Origin of the sequence: Nocardia sp. NPDC052001 (assembly GCF_040680615.1) — a bacterium.
In the GTDB taxonomy this organism is placed as follows: domain Bacteria; phylum Actinomycetota; class Actinomycetes; order Mycobacteriales; family Mycobacteriaceae; genus Nocardia.
The window spans coordinates 1-20,989 of the sequence record NZ_JBFAXC010000027.1 but is presented as its reverse complement, the minus strand read 5'-3'; the positions used below and the strand labels follow the sequence as shown (position 1 = coordinate 20,989).

At 63.3% G+C, this 20,989-nt stretch carries 17 protein-coding genes; 7 read left to right on the top strand and 10 right to left on the bottom strand.

Features of this window, described 5'->3' with window-relative positions; translation table 11 throughout:
- Positions 1-165: 165 nt before the first annotated feature.
- Positions 166-576, top strand: coding sequence for a VOC family protein (locus tag AB0L82_RS43455; protein WP_364651497.1), 411 nt, complete (start codon positions 166-168; stop codon positions 574-576).
- 421 nt (positions 577-997) lie between these two features.
- On the opposite strand, the gene AB0L82_RS43450 is transcribed toward AB0L82_RS43455, so the two are convergent.
- Both AB0L82_RS43450 and AB0L82_RS43445 read right to left on the bottom strand, forming a co-directional pair.
- A complete protein-coding gene (locus AB0L82_RS43450; RefSeq protein WP_364651494.1) occupies positions 998-1,345 on the bottom strand; it encodes a hypothetical protein in 348 nt (115 codons plus the stop codon).
- A gap of 290 nt (positions 1,346-1,635) precedes the next feature.
- Positions 1,636-3,627: a hypothetical protein gene (locus AB0L82_RS43445; RefSeq protein WP_364651490.1), complete on the bottom strand. Its 1,992-nt coding sequence runs from the start codon at positions 3,625-3,627 to the stop codon at positions 1,636-1,638.
- 638 nt (positions 3,628-4,265) lie between these two features.
- Between AB0L82_RS43445 and AB0L82_RS43440 the strand changes: the two genes are divergently transcribed.
- The gene (locus tag AB0L82_RS43440) at positions 4,266-4,862 is read left to right on the top strand and encodes a DinB family protein (protein ID WP_364651487.1); all 597 of its coding nucleotides are present in this window, start codon (positions 4,266-4,268) and stop codon (positions 4,860-4,862) included.
- A gap of 269 nt (positions 4,863-5,131) precedes the next feature.
- Here AB0L82_RS43440 and AB0L82_RS43435 read toward each other — a convergent pair whose 3' ends face one another.
- Positions 5,132-5,296: a hypothetical protein gene (locus AB0L82_RS43435; RefSeq protein ID WP_364651484.1), complete on the bottom strand. Its 165-nt coding sequence runs from the start codon at positions 5,294-5,296 to the stop codon at positions 5,132-5,134.
- A gap of 196 nt (positions 5,297-5,492) precedes the next feature.
- On the opposite strand from AB0L82_RS43435, the gene AB0L82_RS43430 reads away from it, so the two are divergent.
- Entirely contained in the window at positions 5,493-6,149 is a 657-nt protein-coding gene (locus AB0L82_RS43430; RefSeq protein ID WP_364651481.1) for a hypothetical protein, read from the top strand.
- 333 nt (positions 6,150-6,482) lie between these two features.
- Here the strand turns inward: AB0L82_RS43430 and AB0L82_RS43425 are convergent, their stop codons facing one another.
- Complete coding sequence (locus AB0L82_RS43425; protein WP_364651478.1) at positions 6,483-7,046, bottom strand: dihydrofolate reductase family protein; 564 nt, start codon at positions 7,044-7,046, stop codon at positions 6,483-6,485.
- Between the two features lie 35 nt (positions 7,047-7,081).
- Positions 7,082-8,704, bottom strand: coding sequence for a hypothetical protein (locus AB0L82_RS43420; RefSeq protein WP_364651475.1), 1,623 nt, complete (start codon positions 8,702-8,704; stop codon positions 7,082-7,084).
- Positions 8,705-9,244: 540 nt separating this feature from the next.
- Here AB0L82_RS43420 and AB0L82_RS43415 point away from each other — a divergent pair.
- Positions 9,245-13,183: a hypothetical protein gene (locus AB0L82_RS43415; protein ID WP_364651472.1), complete on the top strand. Its 3,939-nt coding sequence runs from the start codon at positions 9,245-9,247 to the stop codon at positions 13,181-13,183.
- 5 nt (positions 13,184-13,188) lie between these two features.
- Here AB0L82_RS43415 and AB0L82_RS43410 read toward each other — a convergent pair whose 3' ends face one another.
- Positions 13,189-14,301: a serine hydrolase domain-containing protein gene (locus AB0L82_RS43410; protein WP_364651469.1), complete on the bottom strand. Its 1,113-nt coding sequence runs from the start codon at positions 14,299-14,301 to the stop codon at positions 13,189-13,191.
- Positions 14,302-14,534: 233 nt separating this feature from the next.
- Positions 14,535-15,101, bottom strand: coding sequence for a hypothetical protein (locus AB0L82_RS43405; protein ID WP_364651466.1), 567 nt, complete (start codon positions 15,099-15,101; stop codon positions 14,535-14,537).
- Positions 15,102-15,263: 162 nt separating this feature from the next.
- On the opposite strand from AB0L82_RS43405, the gene AB0L82_RS43400 reads away from it, so the two are divergent.
- Entirely contained in the window at positions 15,264-16,760 is a 1,497-nt protein-coding gene (locus tag AB0L82_RS43400; protein ID WP_364651500.1) for an ISL3 family transposase, read from the top strand.
- 296 nt (positions 16,761-17,056) lie between these two features.
- Positions 17,057-17,320 carry a hypothetical protein gene (locus AB0L82_RS43395; RefSeq protein ID WP_364651463.1) on the top strand — a complete coding sequence of 88 codons (264 nt, stop codon included), beginning with the start codon at positions 17,057-17,059 and terminating at the stop codon, positions 17,318-17,320.
- A 516-nt stretch (positions 17,321-17,836) separates the two neighbouring features.
- Here AB0L82_RS43395 and AB0L82_RS43390 read toward each other — a convergent pair.
- The 3 genes from AB0L82_RS43390 to AB0L82_RS43380 all read right to left on the bottom strand — a co-directional run bounded on the left by AB0L82_RS43390 (position 17,837) and on the right by AB0L82_RS43380 (position 20,130).
- A complete protein-coding gene (locus tag AB0L82_RS43390; RefSeq protein WP_364651460.1) occupies positions 17,837-18,148 on the bottom strand; it encodes a hypothetical protein in 312 nt (103 codons plus the stop codon).
- Positions 18,149-18,227: 79 nt separating this feature from the next.
- Positions 18,228-18,839 carry a hypothetical protein gene (locus tag AB0L82_RS43385; protein ID WP_364651457.1) on the bottom strand — a complete coding sequence of 204 codons (612 nt, stop codon included), beginning with the start codon at positions 18,837-18,839 and terminating at the stop codon, positions 18,228-18,230.
- Between the two features lie 511 nt (positions 18,840-19,350).
- Positions 19,351-20,130: an AraC family transcriptional regulator gene (locus AB0L82_RS43380; RefSeq protein WP_364651455.1), complete on the bottom strand. Its 780-nt coding sequence runs from the start codon at positions 20,128-20,130 to the stop codon at positions 19,351-19,353.
- A 20-nt stretch (positions 20,131-20,150) separates the two neighbouring features.
- On the opposite strand from AB0L82_RS43380, the gene AB0L82_RS43375 reads away from it, so the two are divergent.
- A complete protein-coding gene (locus AB0L82_RS43375) occupies positions 20,151-20,627 on the top strand; it encodes a nuclear transport factor 2 family protein (protein ID WP_364651451.1) in 477 nt (158 codons plus the stop codon).
- The last annotated feature ends 362 nt before the right edge of the window (positions 20,628-20,989 follow it).

Sequence of the window (20,989 nt, the reverse complement as noted above, 5' to 3'; positions counted from 1 at the left end):
CTAGCTATGTGACCCGCTCGATCTCGGACGTGGCAATCGAGCAATCCGAAGGGAGTCTACAGAATTTGCCCGACACCGATATCCGCTCATGCCGCGACCCGCGCGTTTCGGCAGGGCGGGTTCGACGGAACGCGCCGGAGTGGGATGAGCCCCTATCGTCGGTCCATGACCACTCGACTGAACCCCTACCTCAGCTTCGCGGGTGAGGCCTCGGCCGCCCTCGCGTTCTACCAGGACGTGTTCGGCGGCGATCTCACGATCAACCACTTCGGCGACTTCGGCACCGACGACCACGGCATCGGCGACCAGGTCATGCACGGCCGGCTGGAAACAGCGTCCGGCCTCACGCTGATGGCCGCCGACATGCTGCCCGGCGAGACGTTGCGGCCCGGGAACAACCTCGCGATCAGCCTCGGCGGGGACGACACCGAGGAGCTGCGCGGCTACTGGCAGGCGCTGTCGGACGGAGGGACCGTGACGGTCGAGCTGGTCACCCAGCCCTGGGGCGACGAGTTCGGGATGTGCGTCGACCGGTTCGGGACCTCGTGGCTGGTCAACATCGCCGGGGGCAGCTGACCTACCCGATCCGCGCTGCGCCCGGTCGGCGATGCCGCGGCCGGCGGCAGTCCCCTTGCGCTCGAACCTCGTCACCGGCCGCTCGGCCCAGCGATCGACCACGCCACCCTCGAAGGCCCGGCTTGGCATCGATCTCCCGCACCATCTGCTCAAGGCAGGGACCAGCGCCTGAGCGTACGCTGGTGATTCGCCGCCACAGACCGAGGATTAGGCCAGTTCGAAGAGTTGACAGCCTGTCTATGGCAAAGTCCTGAGACTTTGCCATAGACAGTTGACAGTGACATATCACCATTTTGAGGCAGGTGTTGGAGTGTCGTTCTTGTGCGCACTTTCATCGGCATTCGCATTTGAGATATGCGGTCGCGCCGACGGTAAACCTGCGGCCTTTTCGGAAACCGAGTGTCTCGCTAATATGAGACCGTCATGATTTGTACTGCTCCCATACATTAGATGGATTGCCATCCGAATTGAAATAATTCTCAATTCCGCTATCGGTCGGAATACCGAAGTGGGTGGGGTCGCCGGGGTCGGTCTCCGAATTCAGCACCTCCGAGATGGCGTTCAACACGGCAGCCAAACGCGGCCGGTTGACCGAGTAGAGGTCAGGCTGGGCGCGACCCATCAGATCATATTGCATCCAGGAATCCGAGAATGCCACAACACTTGTCGTGATATAATCTCTATAGGCGTCCGTTGTCAACTGTAGCGGATTGTCGCGAATGGGTGCTTGGCTATATTCATTGATCTGATCATACTCGACCGACGTCATTACCGATCCAATTTCTCCAGCCGCCCGACCTATGCTAACTCTATCTGCGAGTTGCGACGTAACTTTCTCCAAAGGTGCGGATAGATCTACGACGAACTTTTCCCGGAAGAGAGAGTTCCTTGGCTTTCCTGCTTCGGATACCTTTATCAGAATTGTGACCCTTTCCGGCATTAGACGATGAGCAAGAAGTACGAAACATGCTTTCACCAGGTCCTGGATGCACAGACTGACAGTATCGATACTTTCGTGATCGCGTCCCCAAGTCCAACGAGCGACAGGTATATCCGTAATCACAATTCTCCTTCTGGCATGAATTTTCCATTCGACGGTATGAATACTATCCCGTCGGGTGTGCGAATGATAACTTGCACATGATTATCTCGGAAATTTCTCTCGAGCCGCTCCAGGTGTGGCGCCAGATCTTGGAGCGATACCGGCGCGTCCACTACGAACGTCTGATAGTCGGCGTAGGACTCTATCAGCTGACGTTGCCCCTTGAATATCTTGCCGACGACGTTCTTTGGGCTAGTTGACTCGGCCACTTTGAACTGCCATCCGTGTACGTTTCCCGCGAAGTCTCTAGCCATGACATCCAAGTCGGTGTGCTCCTCGGTGAAAATTCCCGGTTTGATTTCGTAGTCTTTTTTGATCTCGAAGCTGAGATCTTTGAAACCTTTGTCCAATAGACGGTCTGCTAGCCGGATCTGTTCCAATGCACCCGGAATCATCACCTCTCCAGGCTTTGCAGTACCCGCTATAAACGCGTCGGCGTTCTTTCTAATGCTTGCTATGACCTGTGAGAAATTGGCGATTTCCCTGAATCTGTTGGATGCAATAGCCTCCGCAATCTCCTGGCCTGCTGGATGGACGGCCAGGACGTCAAGGACCGTCTCGATATCATCGGCTTTGACGGCGGTGCCTTTCAACCCGTCTCTGACCTTTTGATCCCAGCTTCCGCCCCGGTCAATTGGTCGCGGAGGATTATTTGGCTGCTCCCAGGACGATAGCTCGTTCGATCCGGTCTGTGGTATCGGGTCGGCTTCCCGGAGCGCACTAACGCTCGGGTAGTTTCCGCCGTCACCAACCTGGGAGGGTGAGAGCTTCAGGTCGTCGAATTTCGGGAGGGTGTTGGGATCGAAGGGCTGATCGAAACCTGGATGCGGCGTACCTGATCCTGGGATCGGTGGACCTTCGAGTTCGAACGTGGGTAGGACTGATCGATCGGGTGCGGGCAGGTTGTCGTCGATCGAAGCTGTGGGCGCCTCGGACTTGATGACTGCCGTGGGATGGTCGACCGCTTGACCGACGTCCTTTCCAGCCTGGATGGCGGCTTTTTCTGTTGCGTTTGCAGCCGCGCTGCCGCCGCGTAGGAGCGCGGCGGTGGGACCGTCGAGTGCGACTCCGGCGCCGAGGTCGAGGCTGAGTTTGGTTTGCCAGTACTCGGGTCCGTGTTCTTTGAGATCGTCCAAGCGGATCATGGCGGTGAGTGCGTCGGCGCGGGGTTGCGGGTTCGGGCTCGACCAGGTTTGGCCCAAGCTGGTCACTCCGCGGGCAAGTGTGCTCCAGCTGTGGGTGAATTCGGACCAGCCGCCACCGCCGGTCAGGTTGTTCTGGAACCGGCTCGCGCGCAGGCCGAGCTGCCACATTTCGCTCACCCAGTCGCGGGTGGCTTGCGCTTTGGGATCGACGGGGTCTTGTGTCCGCAGTGACGACGACGGTGCCAGGACCGGACGCTGCATAATGCTGATCCGGGTGTGCCCGTCGGGTCCGGTGATCGAGGTGACCGTGGTGGCTGTGTCTGCTGTGCTGGTGGTGTGTTGCTGGATCTGGGTATTGGTCAGCACGCCCACCACCGCCGCGGTCGGGTCCGAGGAATTCTGACCCGCCTGCTGTATGGCTTGGCTCCCGGCCTGGATGTCGGCGGGGGCCGGTCCGAGTCCGAGGAGGGAGTTGAGCAACACCGCCGAACTCGATCCGCCTCGAGTGTTGGAGCCCGCTGCGGCGGGAGGTGTAACCCCTTGTGGCACAGGCGGGATCGCGGCTGCGGTGGTGGCGTCGACTTGGACCTGGGTCAATGCGCTCAGCAATGCCGCGTTCGGGTCGGGGGTGGTGCGGGCTGCCTGTTGCAGTGCTTGGGTACCGGCTTGTATGTCCGCAGGGGCGGGCCCGGTTCCGGTGAGCGCGTTGAGCAATGCCGAAGAGCTAGTGATGGGCTGAGCCGCTGGCGAAACCGGTGCGGGCACTGGAGCAACGACGGGAACCGTGTCGTTCGGCTGCGGCACGGGGACCGATTCTGTGTCAGGACGGGGTTGCGGTACCGGGGCGGCTTGGGTATCGGGCTGCGGTATGGGAACGGGTTGGGTGTCGGGGCTGGGCTGCGAGTTCTGCTCTGGCCGGAGGTGAGCGCCCGGGTTGGGGACGCTGCCGGGCTGTGGTACGACGAAACCGTCCTTGTCGAGCGTCGCGCCGGCCTCAGGGCTGAAGCATACGAAGGAAATCGCGGTGGTCGTCCCATGTGGCGAACGGCGGAATCGGGATCGTCGCGACCGTGGGTCGGTCCCATGGCACGTCGGTCGGTATGAACATTCCCATGGTGTCGAGTTTGCCAGCCGGGCAACGGAAGCCCTCATTCTGAACCGGTATCGCTCCGCCGCATGAACGACCTGTATTTCAAAGGCTGCCGACGATCTTATGCGTGCCGAGCGAGTACATAGACAACGTCCTATTCTGCCGCGACCCGCGCGTCGGTCGGATGTCCAAACCGGTTGGCTGTCAGCACTTCCCGAAGCACTTTTCTGCCGATGCGCGCGGAGTCGCCGCTCGCGCCGGGTTGGACAGCCAACCGTCACCGCCGAAGGAATTCCATTGACTACGAACGAAATCGATCGCGAAATTCAGGATGGCTGGCAGGGTGTTCTGCGTGACTGTCTCCGACCCTAAAGCGGATTTGCATCGATACCTGCGCTCAGCCCGCGAAGCCGTGCTGTGGAAGCTGGATGGCTTGTCCGAGTACGATATTCGTCGTCCGATGACTCCTACCGGCACGAACCTGCTCGGTTTGGTCAAGCATCTGGGCGGGGTCGAGTTCGGCTACTTCGGCGACACGTTCGCTCGTCCCTACGACGAACCCCTCTCCCAGCACGATTTCGATGCTGATCCGACGGCCGACATGTGGGCCACCGCGGAGCAGTCGCGTGGGGAAATCATCGCGTTCTACCGTCGGTCCTGGGCGCATTCGGACGCCACGATCGAGGCCCTGGATCTGACCGCACAGGGCTTGGTTCCGTGGTGGAGCGAGGAGCACCAGGCAGTCACGTTGCACGGGATCCTGGTGCATGTGATCGCCGAAACCCACCGGCACGCCGGGCACGCCGACATCATCCGCGAACTCATCGACGGCGTCGCGGGATTGGTCGACGGCAACGACAACATGCCCAATACCGACCCGTCCTGGTGGCTGCGCCATCGGGCCAAGGTAGAGAAGGCGGCAGAACTTGCCGCCGGTCCCACTGTTTGACGGGCTATCTAGATTTCGAAGGACCGGCCGCGCCACGTCCACTGGCACAGGTCGCTGACCACCTCCGAACGTACGGAAATGCCGCGACCCGGGCGTTGGTCGGCCATCCAAACCGGTTGGACGGCAGCGGCTTCCCAATGCAACCGTATGCCGCATACCGCGCTGACTGAACGGCCAGCGCGGGAAGCGACATGAATGATCAACTCGCACTGTACCTTTGAACCCCCTCGCGATTTCGGCGAACTGGTTCGGGTTGGCCTCGAATTCGACTAGCATGGCGAGGTTTTCAGGAACGGTTTGCCGAACGGGTCGGCCCAGTCGTAGATCTGGTTGCCGAGCCCGAACAGGGCATCTCGCTGGCGCGGACCGGTCAGGATCTCGCCGGCCTCGGCCGTATTGCGCGCGAGTCGGTCGAATTTCGTTGTGGTCAGCACAAATTGCCGCTCCGCGGTATTGCGAGGGCGAGGAGTTGGTCGGTGTGGATATCGACGTCTTGTTATGTCGAACTTCGTTGGATTCTCGGCAAGATCCTTGCTTGGCGGTAGTGTTGGAGGCTCTTCGGGAGAGCGCGGGATCGAGCTTACTGTAGGCGCGCCATCGGAAGCTGGTCGGAGGGCGATGTTTGGTCGGGTGCTGGTGTTCCTGGTCGGAGTCGGCCTGGTGGTGTTCGCGCTGGTGCATACCGTGGATCCGTTTCATCAGACGCGGGAGTATCGGCATCAGGTGGCGTGTGAGAAGCACGTAGGGAGATGCTTCGACGAAGAGGTCGTCACGATAACCGAGAAGCGTACGTATACAACGACTTCCACTGAGCACAACAGTGATGGGACCATCAGCACCAGCACGACGAATCACCTCGAGATCAGTTGGGAGCGCGACGGGCAGAAGCACTCGCACGAGGTGAACGACGAGCTCTTCGGGAAGGCCCGTGAAGGCGGGCAGGCGACGCTGCGGCTGTGGGAGGGGCAGGTCGTCGGAATCGTCATCGACGGGCAGTCTGATTCGTACGACCCGCGTCAGACCGGGCAGCTGGGGTGGTGGCTGTGGCTGGCGTTCGTGGGGGTTGGGGTGGCGCTGGCAGCGAGGTTCGAGACGGCGGGGGTGTTCATGGGGGCTTTCCGGCTGGGGGCGTGGTCGTTCGCCGGAGCTGTGCCGCTCGGAGTGTTCGTGCCGAGCCTGCTTGCCAACGGGGCGGAACCGGATTTCGAGTTCTTCGTCCTGGCGGGGGTCACCGTCCTGTTCGCCGGGACCGGGATTGCGCTGCTGGTCACCTCGCTTCGCGACTGATTTCGTCAGTAGGGGTTCCGGGGTAGTGCACTCGTACAGCGCGAACGAGTTGGTGGTGGCCGCACCACCGCAGATCATGTCTCCTCGCTTTCGCTCTGGCGGGCCGTGGGGCGATAGCGCTGGCAATAGGTCGGTGCATCCAGATGGGAGCCGACTGTGATGACACGGCGATGGTAGTGCGGGGCAAACTGTCCGACCGGTTATTCCGTTGCCCCGCAAGTTCTCCCATGAGAGCGGGCCTTGCCAAATGTTCGTGCGCGACCGCCCGTGGCGGGTTTCCTCATCTCCCCAGATGTAGGTCTTTCGATCTCGCGGCGGGAAAGCGGGCTGAATTCAGCGTCGGACGCGATTCCGAATATGCGTCGCCGCAGGCGTATTGATCACCTCGACGACGTTGAGTTCGATCTCCGAGGGCAACACATCGAACAGGCGGCGTCCACGACCGAGCAACACCGGAATCACATGAACCTGCAGTTCGTCCAGTACCCCCGCTGACAACGCCTCGCGCACAGTGTAAGCGCCGCCGCGTATTTGCACGTTCCGCTCCCCGGCAGCAGCTTTCGCCTGTGCCATCGCGCTTTCGATGCCGTCTTGCACATAGGTCACCAATGGATAACCCCAGCGAGCGGCCGGTGAAGGCGGGCGATGGCTGGGTATGAAGATCGGTTGGCCGTTGTGATCGCCACCCCAGTGGTCCATCAGCTCCGCGGTCCGCCGTCCCGACAACACCGCGCCCGCGGCGTTCCACTCCTCTTGGAATTGGACGTGTGGCCCGGAGGCGGCGGTCTCTTCGGCCCATCGGTGCAATCGTTCACCGTCCTCGCCGCCGAGGAAGTCATCGGAATCCGCGATATACCCGTCGAGCGACATCGACATATCCAGCACTGATACAGACATAGTTGGCTCTTTCGCAGGTTTCGAGAGTGATCTTTCTACCCGATCAGACGACAGCGGGCCGTGGAATTCATCGCTAGTGCCGCCGCACGACGCGGACTCAGTGCGACACCATCGCGCAGAGCCGCCGACGGGTCGCAGTCCGCGACGACTACCCGCCGCCCCCGCGGGCCCGATTCCACCATCACGAACACCGTCGGCGGAAGGCGCTGCATCACAGCGGGTTCGACCAGATATTCATGGACGCGGCTGGTAATCCAACTGGTGTCTCTGGACTGTCCCGGGGAATAGCCGGTCGATACCGAACTGCCCCGACCCGTCACTGTCGGTGGAAGATTGGAGAGATTTTCGATCAGCGTCGGTGCCGGCATGCTCTGGCTGTGGGACACGCCGGTGCTCGTGCGGTGGGATGTGCCGACCTGTTCGGTGAGCTCGGACAGTACGAACGTGATCCCCGCACCGATGAATTCGGTGGCGATCGCGGCCGCGTGCGGGTTGTTCAACTGCATGAAACAGGTGACGCTGTCCGATTCGCCGAGGAAGGCGCGCAGATCCTCGCGGAGGTGCTCGATCAGCAACACCAGCCGAACTCCGAGACGATGAGCCTGGCGGGACAAGGCATCGAGGTCGCTCACCCCCAGGCTCGCCACACCCGCGATGACGATGACGTCGGGGTCTATCCGGTTGCCCAGGTACGAGACCGGGGTGTCCTGGAGTCGCATGTCGTGGAGGAGACGATGGAACACCAGCAGGTCGAGGAAGTTCTTGCGGCGGCGATCGGCGACGTCGTTCGCCACGATCGCGAGCCCGGCCGGTGGCCACAGCGTCGCGAACGTCTCGGGCTCTACGGCCGATGATCGGCCGGTGGCGAGCCCGGTCAACTCAGCCAGCAGATGCAGTTCATCGTTGACTATCTCGGTTTCGCCGACTGTGTGCGCGAGGGTGCTCAGGTGCGCGAATTCGTTGTCCGAGAGCAGGTTCTGCGACTGTGGATCGTAGGTCTCGAGCAGCACACCGAGTCCGGCTTCGATACGTGCGAAGGTGATCGGGGCTTCGAGGCGTTCACACACCGCCTGGATCAGGCGCACACCTGAACTGCGGGTGTCGTTTCCCGAGTTCGGGACCGATCCGCGCAGGGAATGCACCGCATCCGAGATCAGTTCGGCGACCTGCTCACCTGAGAGTCCCTGCAGCAGGTGGTCTGTGTCAGAGTGCGGCGTCCGCATGTTCGCCTCGCCGTGGTCCGCGTGAGTGGTGTTGTCCGAGAACGCGAATGCTTGCACCGAGTGCCCGCCAGCATGAGCGTGCGATCGGAGGTCGTTCGCGGTGTGATGGTTGCCGAAGTCCAGGATCAGTGCCCGTCCACCCGCGGTGAGCAACGAAGCGCACATGGTCGTCACCATCGCCGACCAACCCCGCGGGGTCCCACCGAACACGTCGAGCCGTGCCGTGCCGTTGGTCGGACACACCGGGAACCACACCCGTGCGCGCCGAACGCGCTGATATTCGGCGCGATCATGGGCGGCGACCTGTGCTACCCACCGCTGGTGTGCGGACTCGAACTTGGCCCGGTTCGACTTCCGCTGCCGCCGGAAGAGCATCAGGCGGATCACGTAGATGCCGTACATCAGGACCAGTGGCACGGCTGGCAGCGCGACCATCACTCCTTGGTAGTTCGGTTCCCCAGGGTCCGCGGGATAGGCGTGCTTGCCCCATGCCGGGGGCCAGCAGAACCAGGTCATCAGCACGGCGATAATCCATCCTGCCGCGGCCCCCGCGACAGGGACTCGCGGCGGTATCAGCTGTGGGCGGTGGTTCAGCAGCGGCGATACCGACGGCGGCGCGGGGGGAATGAACTCCCACCCCAGGGGAGCCTGTGGAACGAACAGCCGAGTCCCCGCCTCGCTCGGCAACGCGTCCTGGTGTGGGGGAGTCATCGAAGCGTTCACGCGCACAACCTCTTTCCTGGCTCGGTTCCCCCGGTTCCGGACCCGCGGAGAGCCTTACTTCTGGGTCCGGAAGGCATGAGCGAACTGTAGGAAGAAGCCCGCGTCGCGATCGAGCAGCGGTCCTGCGGAATCAGTCGAATTCGCAGCTCACGCAAGGGATGTGAGTTCTCCGGAACGGAGGAATGGGTCCCGCTCGAGCCGGATCGAGCGCGAATGTTCTAGGCTGGGCACTTCGTAAAACCAAGGGGTGTAGTGGGTTCCACGACCACAGGGGCGGGACGGTCCTCGCGGGTATTGTTCGCCGAACGGCTCCGCCAGCTCTATCTCGCGGCGGGCAATCCGACGCTCAAGCAGCTGGCGGCAACGGCCAACACTCGCTTTCCGAAGGATTCGCGCCAGTACGAGGTCTCCGAGCAGCGGATCAGTGACTGGCGGTCAGGGAAAAACGTTCCGGCCAAATGGGATCCGCTGCATCGAGTGCTGTTGGTCTTGATCGACAGGGTGCCCCGTGAGGCGGGGGTTGACGCGAGCCTGCTGCAGATCGGCAGATGGCGGGAGCTGTGGAAATCGTGTGTGGCCGAACGAGCGGTCACCGCTGCCGCGGACACCGACACATGTCCCTACCCGGGTCTGACGCAGTACACCGGCGCGGACACCGCGCTGTTCGCAGGACGCGACGCCGCGACCGCCGAGCTGGCCGAACTGGTCAAGGCGGGCCCCGGCATCGTGGCGTTGGTCGGCGCGTCCGGGGCGGGTAAGTCCTCTCTGGTGCAGGCGGGCCTGATCCCGGTACTCATCGCTGAGCACTGGCAGACACAGGTTGTGAGCCCGGCACGGTCCACCCGCGACACCCTGCTCACGCTGGCCTGGGAAGGTGAGCGGCGGCTGCTGGTCATCGACCAATTCGAGGAACTGTTCAGCGCGGTCACCACTGAATCCGAGCGCGTCGCCTACATCGATGCCCTGCGCTCACTCACCGAACCCACCACCGGCACACCGCCGGTCACGGTTCTGCTCGCGATCCGCGCCGACTTCTACGCCCACTGCATGGAGCACCCGATCCTGCTCACCGCGTTGGGTACGCGAACCTATCCGCTCGGGCCGATGACCCGAGCCGAACTCGAGCAGGCGATCGACCGGCCGGCCGAGGTGCGTGGGCTCACCCTCGAACCCGGACTGCGCGAGCTGGTGATCCGTGAACTGGGTGACATGAACTACGGGCGCCACGATCACCAGTACAGTGCGGGCTTGCTGCCGCTGCTGTCCCACGTCATGGCCGCCACATGGGAACAGCGAAAGGGCCGGGTACTCACCTTCACCGGGTACCGCACGGTCGGCGGCATCTCCGGATCGGTCACCGCGACCGCCGACCACGCCTGGCAGTCACTCGACCCCGCACAGCATCACGCCGCCACGGCGATTCTGTACTCGCTGGTCAATGTCGGCCACGACGGCAGGGATACGCGTCGAGTCCGGGCGATCACCGAGATCCCCGACATCGACCGGGCCGAGGTTCGCGCCGCGCTCGACACGCTGGTGTCCAGCCGCTTGATCATCATGGACGAGACCTCGGTGTCGTTCACCCATGAGATCGTGCTCGACGTCTGGCCGCTGCTGCGTGAGCTGATCGACAAGGACCGCGCGGCCCATCTCGACCGCCAGCGACTCGAAATCGATGCCACGGAATGGGCTGCCGCCCACCATGATCCGTTCTTGCTGTATCCCGGGCCTCGGCTGGCCTCGCTGCTCGAACACACCGAGCACGCACCGATCACCCCTACCGCCCGCGAATTCCTGACCGCGGCCGCCACCGCCCATCAGCGAAGCCGACGACGGGAACTGCTGCTGCGCGGATCCGCGGTAGTCGCGGTGGTGGTGCTGCTCGCGTTGTCCTCACTGGCCTACTTTCAGAGCAGGCTCACCGCCCAACGCGAAACCGACAGGCTCGTCGCGGACATCCTCACCACCGCTGACGGTGTGAACACCACCAACCCCTCGCTCGCCGCTCAGCTGACCCTGGTCGCGGACCATCTACGCCCCCACGATCCCGCCATCGAAACGCGAATACTGCGCACGCAAACCGTGTCCCTGGCCACGCCCTTACGCGGGCACCAGGACTTGGTCAATGATGTCGCGATCGATCCGAGTGGGGCACTGATCGCCTCGGCCGGTGCGGACCACACCGTCAAACTCTGGACTGCCACACCCGAACCGCGAGAGGTGGCGACTTTCCCGAGAGACGCTGCCGCTATCTCCGCGGTCACCTTCCTCAGTGGTGAAATCCTGGCAGTGGGAACGGATTCGGGACTCATTCGGCTCTGGAATATCAGCGATCCGGCACGACCCGAACCGCTCGGTGCCACCTTCGCCAGCGGGACAGGAACCCTGCGCCTGGCATACAGCCACGACCGGCGCACCCTGGCGGCCGCCAGCGCTGATCACACCGTCACCCTGTGGAACCTCGCCACGCCGGCCACCCCGATCCGGGGCGAGGTCCTGAACACTCCTGCCCCGGTCCGCTCACTGGCGTTCTCTCCCAACGGCAATCGCCTCGTCACCGCAAGCAATGACGCCGGCGGCCCGACCCTGTTCATACCGACCACGGCCGCCGGTGTCAGCTCTTCGGTGCTGGTGTGGCAGCTCGATCGCCCCGCCGCGCCCGTCGCGATTCCCGTCGAGGACACCGCACACCGGGTCGACGCGGTCGCCTTCAGCCCCGACGGTGCCACCGTGGCCATCGGACACGGTGGCACCCCCATCGATATGGGCATGCTCACCGAAGCCCGCGTGCGGTTGTGGTCACTCACCGATACCGGACCCAAGGCATTGGGGCCGTCCGTCTCACTGTCGGTGCGCTCGGGTCTGTGGTCGCTCGCCTTCAGCCCGGACGCGCGCAGGCTCGCGATCGGCACCGACGATGGCGCCCGGCTGTGGAACGTCGCCGATCCGGCGCGCCCGGTCGCGCTCGGGCCTGCTCTGCGCAACGGTATGAACACGTGCCTGGACCCGTCCGGCATCTGTCTGAGCGGATCACGGTCGCTGACGTTCACCGCCGACGGGCGGCATCTGATCGCCGGTGATGCCAGCGGAATCGTCCAATATTGGTCACCCGCACCGGGTTTCGTGGGTGGGTTGACCACCGATCTGATCCCCTCGATGTTCGATTCCGCGGGACAGCGCATGATCACCGGCTGGGACGGCAACGAACTGCGCGTCTGGGATATGTCGGACCCCACCACGCCTCGCCAGCTCGGAACCATGCCCGGCGGTTCCGGAGAAATCAGTGCCGACGGCCGCATGATTGTGGCCACGCCACAGGGCCGCCACCAACCCGTGCAGCTCATCGATATCTCCGACCCGGCCAGATACCGGGTGCTGCATGAATTCTCGGAGGCTTCCTCGGCGAGTTTCCTCGAAGGCTCCCGCCTGGTCACCGTCGACATTCGGTTTCGCGACGACGCGATCTTCAACGTGACCAGGGTGCAGTATTGGGATATCGCGAATCCCGAACAACCACGCTTGCTCGGCACCCCGATCTCCGAACCCCTGTTCACCGACAAATCCCTCGGCACGGTATCGAACAGCGACGGGAGTCTGCTCCTGTCCGGCGGGCAGGATCGCAGTGCGTCCGGTGATCTCGAGGCCGTCGCCAAGGTATGGGAGATCACCGACTCAGCTCGGCAGCGGGAAATTCTGCGGATTCCGAGCGATCCCTCCGCACCCATCTACAAAGGGACATTGCCCTACGATCAGCGCACCGTGATCACGGTGACCCGCAAGGCCATTCAGCTCTGGGATGTCAGCGATCACAACAATGTCACCAAGCTCGGTGCGATCGCTCCGCCCGACGGCGTCACGGTCACCAACGCCGATATGACCCCCGATGGGCGACTGATGGTGATCAGCGGCTCGGATGGCAGCATCCGCCTCTACAACACGCGGGATCGATCCAATCCCACCGCCATCGGGCCATCCCTCGTTGATCCCGGAGTCGTCACCGGGATGTTGTTCGCGGGGATGGTCCCCGCCCGCGGGCTCGTCGTGGGAGTCGGCCTGCTCAGCCAATTGCTGGTACTGGACTTGAATCCCGCGACCGCGGTCGAACGCATCTGTCAGGTGACGCGGGATGTGCTCACCCCCGAGGTATGGCACACCTATGTGCCGGGCCGAGCGTACGATCCGCCGTGCTGACCGGCTCAGAACGTGCAGAACACCCGCTCCAGGGCGGCCGCCAGGTGGAGAACGCTCGGCGAATCCGACAGCAGGTGGTACTCGTTCGCTGCCAATACCACCTGTTTGTCCCCTGAATCGGAGGTAGCCACGGCGCTGAAATATCCCAGTACCGCACCGTATTTCAGCCAGACCGGCCCGCAGGGGCTGTCCCAGCGATAGATCCCCATCGCGAATCCGGTATCGCGCCCCTGCTCGTGAAAGGTGCTGCGCAACAGTGATAGTTGTGCGGGCGCGAGCAGTCGGCCATCCTGCTGCGCGCCTGCGAACACCGCCAGATCATCGAGGGTGGACACCATCGCCCCGGCAGCACCGTGGATTGTCGGGTTCGATATCGACACATCCCGTACGAGAAAGTATCCGCGCATCCAGTCGGGCCCAGCCTCCGGGGAGCGCGGAAAGAAGGTGTGCCGCAACCCTAATGGCGTCACGATCCGCGACTGGATTTCCGCTTCGGCACTGCGCCCTGTGGCCGCTTCGATCACCATTGCTGCCAAAACGAAGTCGGTGTTCGAGTACACCTGCTTGACTCCCGGGTCGGCGTATGGCGGTGACGCGGTGGAGATCTGCACCAGCTCACGGGGCTCCCACACCCGAGCCGGGTCCACATCGGCCGCATACAACGCCGAGAACACCGGATCCCGGTCGTAGCTCACCAATCCGGAGGTGTTCTCGAGCAAATGCCGCACTCGAATCCGTTCCCCCGCATGGCCGTTGCCCCGCACGACTCCGGGCAGCCACCGCTCCACGGTGTCATCGAGGCCAACCTTGCCTTCCCCGATCAGTTGCAGCAGCACAGTGGCCACGAACATTTTCGTGATGCTCCCGATGCGCACCGGTGCACCCGGATCCGCTGCGGTTCCGGCGACAAGATCACCCACCCCCACCCCCACCCGGCGGACCTGATCCCCACGTCGAATCAGCCCGATCGCCCCCGGGTACCCCAACCCGCCCACACCCTCACCGAGCGCGGCCCGCAGCACCTGCACCGCGTCATCCACCGGTTCCGCGTGGGCTGAATTCGCCCCTGCCGCACACACACTCACCACGATCGCCATCCCGGCCAAGGCTCGTTTCACCGGCTGATCTTCGCACCTCGAGCTCCCGCTGGACGTATCGTCGGTCGCAGCGGTGGAGACTGGATTGCTATGCGCGGATCTGGCGGCTGGCACCGCGTCCACAGTCTGACGGCCGATCGACAACCTGATGCTGATTGGTTCGCGCAGTGGGGATTCGGTGAACGTGCCCAACTCACCGGTTGCCCAGATTCCCATCAGTTGTCAGAAGTGCGAGGTCCGAAGCCACGCACGTTTCAGTACGCGGCATCGTCCATGGCTGCCCGGATCGCCTCGCACAGCGCAAAACTCAGCGCTCGTTGCGCGAGCAGGGAATCAGCCTGGACCAGAACGGCTTCGGCTTGGGCGGGAACGTCCGCGGAAGGAAATTCGCCGTCGGCTTCCTTGACCCCCATCGCCCGCCGCAGAAGCCTCCTGCCGAGGCAGCGTTCATCATCGGGCAGCCCTCGAAGATGGAAGCAGACCCGATCCATCCGCCACATCGCCAAAGTTTCGTCGAGCAGCCCGAATCGCCAGGCACGTCCATAGATTCCGGCGACCACATCCCAGGGATCCGAGATCGGGCCATCGGCGAGATCTCGCCCCGTCTGCGCGGCAAGGTCGTTCAACATCAGCAGAACCCGGTACTCGGTCGGATCGTCGAGTGCGGCGAGATCACCGATGGCCGGCCATCGGAATCCCTGATCGAGAAGGATTTGCGCGATACCGGGCCAGCACGGCTCGTCGAGCATGCCTTTGTCCGCCAGCACCGCCAGAGCGTGTATCACCTGCGTGGTCGCACGTTCATCGGCGTTCATGATCATCGACCCATGTCCTGCACGGTCAGTATTTCAGCAAGCACCGCATCAAGATACGGCCGAAGACGGGTCTGTCCAGATAACGGCTCTGGCTCACTTCCGGTGGTGACGGAGGGGCTCTGACGGCACGATGTTGCGGTGGGTGAGGTGAATGTGCTTGCTGCCGTGGTGTTTTCGGGATTGGATCCGCTGGTGGTGGAGGATGTCGTCGATGAGGGCGGCCGGATTCTGGTGCAGGCGCGGACGCCGGGTGGTTCGGCGGCTTGTCCGGGTTGTGGGGTGCGGTCTGCCCGGGTGCACGGGTATCACCAGCGGATCGTGGCCGATGTGCCGTTGGATGGTCGGGCTGTGGTGGTGTTGGTGCGAGCGCGTCGGCTGGTGTGCTCAACGCTGGGCTGCCGCAACACTTTCCGCGAGCAGGTGCCCGGGGTTTTGGAGCGCTATCAGCGTCGAACTGCGCGCCTGACCTGTGCGGTCCGGTCCGTGGTGCGGGAGCTGGCCGGCCGTGCCAGTATCCGACTGCTCGCGGCGCTGCCGGTTCGATTGTCGCGTCACACCGCGATCCGGATTCTGATGCGGATCCCGGTGCCGCGATGGTCGACGCCCAAAGCGTTGGGCGTGGACGACTTCGCATTGCGCCGCGGCCAGCACTACGCCACCGTACTGATCAACGCCGCCACCCACCAACGCATCGACGTGCTGCCCGATCGCAAATCCCAATCGCTGCGCACCTGGCTCTGCGAGCATCCCGGTGTCGAGGTCATCGTCCGCGACGGCTCCACCGCCTATGCCGAAGGCGCCCGCCGCGCCCTGCCCGGGGTGATGCAGGCATCGGACCGCTGGCATCTATGGAACGGCCTGGGCCGAGTGGTCGAGAAAGCGGTCGTCGCCCACAGCGTCTGCTGGGCCGAGGCCGGGCCCAAACGCCAGCAATTGACCAGAGAGACAACAACTTTGCAGCGCTGGCACGATATCCATGCTCTGCTCGGCCAAGGCGTCGGGCTGCTGGACTGCTCGCGGCGGCTGGGTCTGGGCCTCAACACCGTCAAACGCTATGCCCGAGTCCCGCAACCGGATCGGCTGCGCCGACCGCCGCAATATCGTGCCTGTTTGGTCGATCCCTACCGTGATCACCTGAGAACCCGCCGCGCCGCCGAACCCGGCGTTGCGGTGGCGCACCTGTTCGCCGAATTGAAAACCCTCGGCTACGCCGGCAGCCTGAACCTGCTGCACAAATACCTCAACCAGGGACGCCATCTCAGCGACCGCATCCTGCCCCCGCCCAAGCGGCTGACCAGCTGGATCATGACCCGCCCGGCCGATCTGCCCGATCAGCATCGCGCCCACCTCGACGAACTACTGGCCGCCTGCCCCGAACTCACCGCTCTCGCGCAGCTCGTGCACGAGTTCGCCCCGATCATGGCCAACCGGCGCGGCATCGAAATCGACTGCTGGATCAAACAGGTCCGAGCGGCCGGCCTCATCGAACTCGAACCGATCCTCACCGGCGTCGATCAAGACCACGACGCCGTCGTCGCGGGCCTGACCCTGCCCTACAGCAGCGGCCCGATCGAAGGCGTCAACACGAAAACCAAACTGATCAAACGACAAATGTACGGTCGAGCGGGATTCGACCTACTCCGGCACCGAATCCTGCTGGCCTAACCTCATTGGCTCAACCACCACCGAAAGTGAGCCAGAGCCGTTGTTCTTACAGTCCCGGCCGGCGCGGTGCGATGGAAGGTCAATCGGCCGTGGCGATCCGGGACTGGCCGAACGCACTGAACTGTCGATTGTGGTGTGTTGAGTCACCGAATATCGCGATGCGGTGCCTCAGCCTTGGTGCAAGATGGCAAGGACTGCACCGAACTGGTCACAATCCCGGGTGCGACAGTGACGTTGTGCGGCAACAAGACCGGTGCTGACCCTATTGCCTTGGTCCGCTCGCTAACATCGGTTCAATGAACTCGGAGGGGGAGCAAAGCGCCGGACTGCGCGTGGTGACTGCGAGGCGGCAGCGGATGGTGTGGGTGCTGGCGGTCGTGGGTGCAGGTGTGCTGGTCGTCTTCGGCCTGGTCGCTGTGGGGTGTGGCGTGGTGCTTGTCTCGCTCGGGCAATTTGCGCTCGCCTGGTTCCCGTTCGTGGTCGCTGCGGCGATGTTCGTGTACGCGATCAATGTGATTCACCGGCCGTATGCATTGTCCGGCAAAGCGCTCCGACGATGACGCGGGAGCTTGGGTCCCGCGGGGTGTGCGGTGACTGATGACGCGGTGGGGCGGATGCGGAAACTGGCCGCGGGGACTGATGACGGCGGTCATCGTGGTTCTGGTCGGGTTCGCTGGAATCGGCCTCATTTCCGCTCCGAGCATCGTGACCTACTACCGCGGAGAGCCCGTTACCGCTCGGGTGCGTGACTGCTGGCTCCGTAACCCGGACCGTCCCCGCTACGGTTATATCTGCGCTGGCACATGGATATTCGGTGACGGCCGCAGCGGGGCCGGAATTCTCGACGGAGTCACGGGAGACCATCGATCCGGTCAGAATATTGCCGTCCGGGTCCGTGGTGACAGGGCGGTCAGCGACAGTCCCCGCTGGCCCGCATATCTCGGCCTGGCGCTGGCCGCGGTGGCATCGCTGCTTGCGATCGCGTATCGCGCGGTGCGGCGCCGCATAGGGTCCTGATAGTTCGGCGCGTCATCCGCACACAGGTTTATGCCGAGTACGGCATGGTCGGCCGAGCTCTAATCCACGCTTCCACCCGAGACTTCCCGGATTCGGCCGACTAACGCGCGAACGAATGCAAGCTCGTTGAACGGTTCCTCGTCACCACGATGGCGATGACTTCTGACCTCGAGGAACAGGGATCCCCGCAGCAGGTCCGGATCGCTCGGCAACTCGCCGGTCTCATCCCAGGCCACCCGTACTGTCCGCACCGCCGCGGCAAGGTCTTCCGCGTTGCCAAAGATCACGTATCCGTTGTAGGTGTGGGCAAACTCGATGAATTGCTGTTCATCGCCATCGTCGGGCGGCACCGAGTGGCCTGTGGTCGTCATACTCACCGAGCATGCCAGGGCAATCGGTCACCATCCGCACCTGTGGTCGTGGCGATCCGATGCGGGCGGTCGTAGGTCATCACGCGGGGCGATGCTTGTCGGTGTACCAGCGCGGTGCCGGTTCGACCGATTGAACCAGGGCCCAATCGATGTAGACGAAGTACGGGCGTTGATCTCCGGTGTCGGGGTCAGCGGCGGTGAAGACCGCCACGTCTCCGACCGCACCGAAGCCGTCGACGTAATCGATCGGGCCCAGGCTCGAGTTTTGCAGTTCCTCGGATGTGCACGACCAGGGCGTCAGATCAGCGATGGACTCGATCCGCGGGGGCGGCAGGTCGGATCTGCGCAACAATCGCCGGAATATGTTGTACCCGCGATTGATCTCCATGAATTCAAGCTGTAATTCCGGCCAGAACGTGAGATCCCATGCCGCATACCGCACCTCGCGATCGCGAGGGTGGTCGATCCGCTCGTATACCGGTGCGCCCCAAGCTGTTACGTACTCATCGATCGACCGGAAGTTGTTGACGGCCTCTCCGTAGAACCACCGCTTCTCGGCGATCGCGGTTTCAACCGGAGTAGCGCCGATGCGGTCGAGTAGCTGCGCGGCCTGGGCCGGGGCGCTTGCGTTCATCGGGTGAAGCATCGCCAGTTGATAGTCGTACAGCGTGGTAACGGTCTCGCCGACCATAGTCCCTCCCCATTGGCACCCTGCCCACGAATGTACCGACATGAATGACGCACTGGTACTTCCAATTTCACCGACACGACATCCCGACGACCCAGGTTGCCGTCGTTGTACTCAGCCAGTGGCAGCTCGTGCGGCCTACTCCTCGCGGTAGTCACTCTCTTCGCGCCCGTCTCGGGTCGTGACGGTCACGAGCGGTCGTTCACCTCTCTGCGCACGGACCAACGCCAATACCAGACCGTCGTCACCGATCTCCGGATAGCGGGATTCGAGCGTGGTCAGCCGGGGACATCATCGGGGTTGAACCCGACGGTCATCTGCGCTACTGCAGAAACGTCGGCGACGGGACCGCCGACCACTCGGGCAGCACCGGCTGGGATACCCACTCGCGCAACATTATCGGGAACCGATGGTGACCGCACACGGGACTGTCGAGCGATGGGTTCTTGCAGCAGGATGGTTGTCGTAATCGCGAATTCGGCTGCCACCGAGCCAGTTCCGGCGTGGTGGAAGGTCAGTCATAGTGGTCGTCGATATGGAGCCGTGCGCCCACGCGTGCCAGGTGGGTCGGAGTGAATCCGAACATGCGGTGGAAAACGTCGGTGTAGTGCGACGGTGTCGAGAACCCTGCGTCTATCGCGCATCGGGTGGCGTCGTGGCCCGATAGATAACCGTGAGCGGCGCGCAACATGCGCGCCCATTGCACGTAGCGACGCAAGCTGGTCCCGGTTTGCTCGGCGAACAGCCGCAGGAAGTAGGCCTGTGACAAACCCACCTCGGCGGCCAGTTCCGCCGCCCGGAATCGGCGTGCCGGATCGGCCCGAATGATGTTGGCCGCCGACATGATTCTCTGGTCGTGGATCCTGACCCCAGGAACACTTGCCAGCTCCAGCACACGGTCGACGTCCATGCTGGGACGATTGCACAGCTCGATGAGTTCGGCTTCTCTGTGGTGATCGATCCCGAACCCGAACACGGTGCGCCGCATGCCCCCGAGGCTGCGGGTCATTCGCGCCGAGGTCGGATCGAAGTAACAGAACAGCAAGCGGCCCGTGCTCCGAACCAGCTTGTGTCGCTCGCGGGCTCGAAAAAGGAAGCTGCGTGCGGTGATATCCGGATACCCGTCCGGCCGAACGGTGAACGGCTCGTCCACCCCGACGCCCAGACACGCCAGCGCGCTGGAATGAGTGTCCAGTTCCAGCGACGTTCCCACGCTCACCGCATGTCCCAGCCGCAACCACACCAGTAGCGGCGGAGCTGGATGGCACGTTTCTGACAGCGCGGCGGAGGCCATGTCGGCAACGATACGGACCAGTGCCGACCGACCGAAGGTTCGGCAATTACCCAGGGGAGCAACAGATTATGTCGAATAACACGCTCGTGTCTGTCGAGACGTTCGTGAAGCGTTTCGCGGACGCCTGGGCGGACCCGAACTTCGAACGCCTCATCACGCTGGTCCACACCGACGCGGAACTGATTCAACCGTTCAGTCGAAACGTCATCGGCCACAAGAAGATTGATCGTTGGTTGAAACGCACCTTCGCGATCATCCCGGACCTGCGTGGTGAGGTGATCAGCTGGGCATACCGCGGCGATGTGCTGTTCATCGAACTGCGCTTGTACGGCACGATCGGTCGTCGGCCCGTGGAATGGATCTCCGTCGACCGCATCACCCTCGACGGTGACAAAGTGCGCCGACGGCACGCGAATTTCGACCCGACCCCGCTCATCCTGCCCCTCGCGATGAGCCCACGAACTCTGGCCCGTGTGCTTCACCGGGAGCTCTGGTGATCTGGTCGCACACCCGAGCCGAAGATCGAGAGCCGCGAACATTTCAGCATCACCGGCGCACTGAATTTCGTGCGAGTTCAGGCTGCTGGCAGTACCGCCGCCAGACCGTAGATTCGAAAAGCTATGCCCGGCTCTCACCGCGACAGCGGTAACCACCGTTACGCCGATCGGCCGTGACAGCCCACACCAATGCAGCGCAGAAGCCGCCGAACATTATGCCGCCAGCCAGCAAGATTCCCACGCCGACAAGGAAAGTAACGAGCACAGGGGGCTGCTGCAGGATCGGGTGACAGTGGTTAGGCAGCCTGTCGGGCTGCTGGGGACATGATGGTTTCGAATTCGATCGGGGTCAACCGGCCGAG

What these genes read in the sequence shown, in the direction of transcription:
- AB0L82_RS43395 (WP_364651463.1), top strand. Translation starts at nt 17,057, where the DNA reads ATGAACTCGGAGGGGGAGCAAAGCGCCGGACTGCGCGTGGTGACTGCG.
- AB0L82_RS43420 (WP_364651475.1), bottom strand. Translation starts at nt 8,704, where the DNA reads ATGGTCGCGCTGCCAGCCGTGCCACTGGTCCTGATGTACGGCATCTAC.
- AB0L82_RS43425 (WP_364651478.1), bottom strand. Translation starts at nt 7,046, where the DNA reads ATGTCTGTATCAGTGCTGGATATGTCGATGTCGCTCGACGGGTATATC.
- AB0L82_RS43450 (WP_364651494.1), bottom strand. Translation starts at nt 1,345, where the DNA reads ATGACGTCGGTCGAGTATGATCAGATCAATGAATATAGCCAAGCACCC.
- AB0L82_RS43405 (WP_364651466.1), bottom strand. Translation starts at nt 15,101, where the DNA reads ATGATCATGAACGCCGATGAACGTGCGACCACGCAGGTGATACACGCT.
- AB0L82_RS43455 (WP_364651497.1), top strand. Translation starts at nt 166, where the DNA reads ATGACCACTCGACTGAACCCCTACCTCAGCTTCGCGGGTGAGGCCTCG.
- AB0L82_RS43380 (WP_364651455.1), bottom strand. Translation starts at nt 20,130, where the DNA reads ATGGCCTCCGCCGCGCTGTCAGAAACGTGCCATCCAGCTCCGCCGCTA.
- AB0L82_RS43385 (WP_364651457.1), bottom strand. Translation starts at nt 18,839, where the DNA reads ATGGTCGGCGAGACCGTTACCACGCTGTACGACTATCAACTGGCGATG.
- AB0L82_RS43390 (WP_364651460.1), bottom strand. Translation starts at nt 18,148, where the DNA reads ATGACGACCACAGGCCACTCGGTGCCGCCCGACGATGGCGATGAACAG.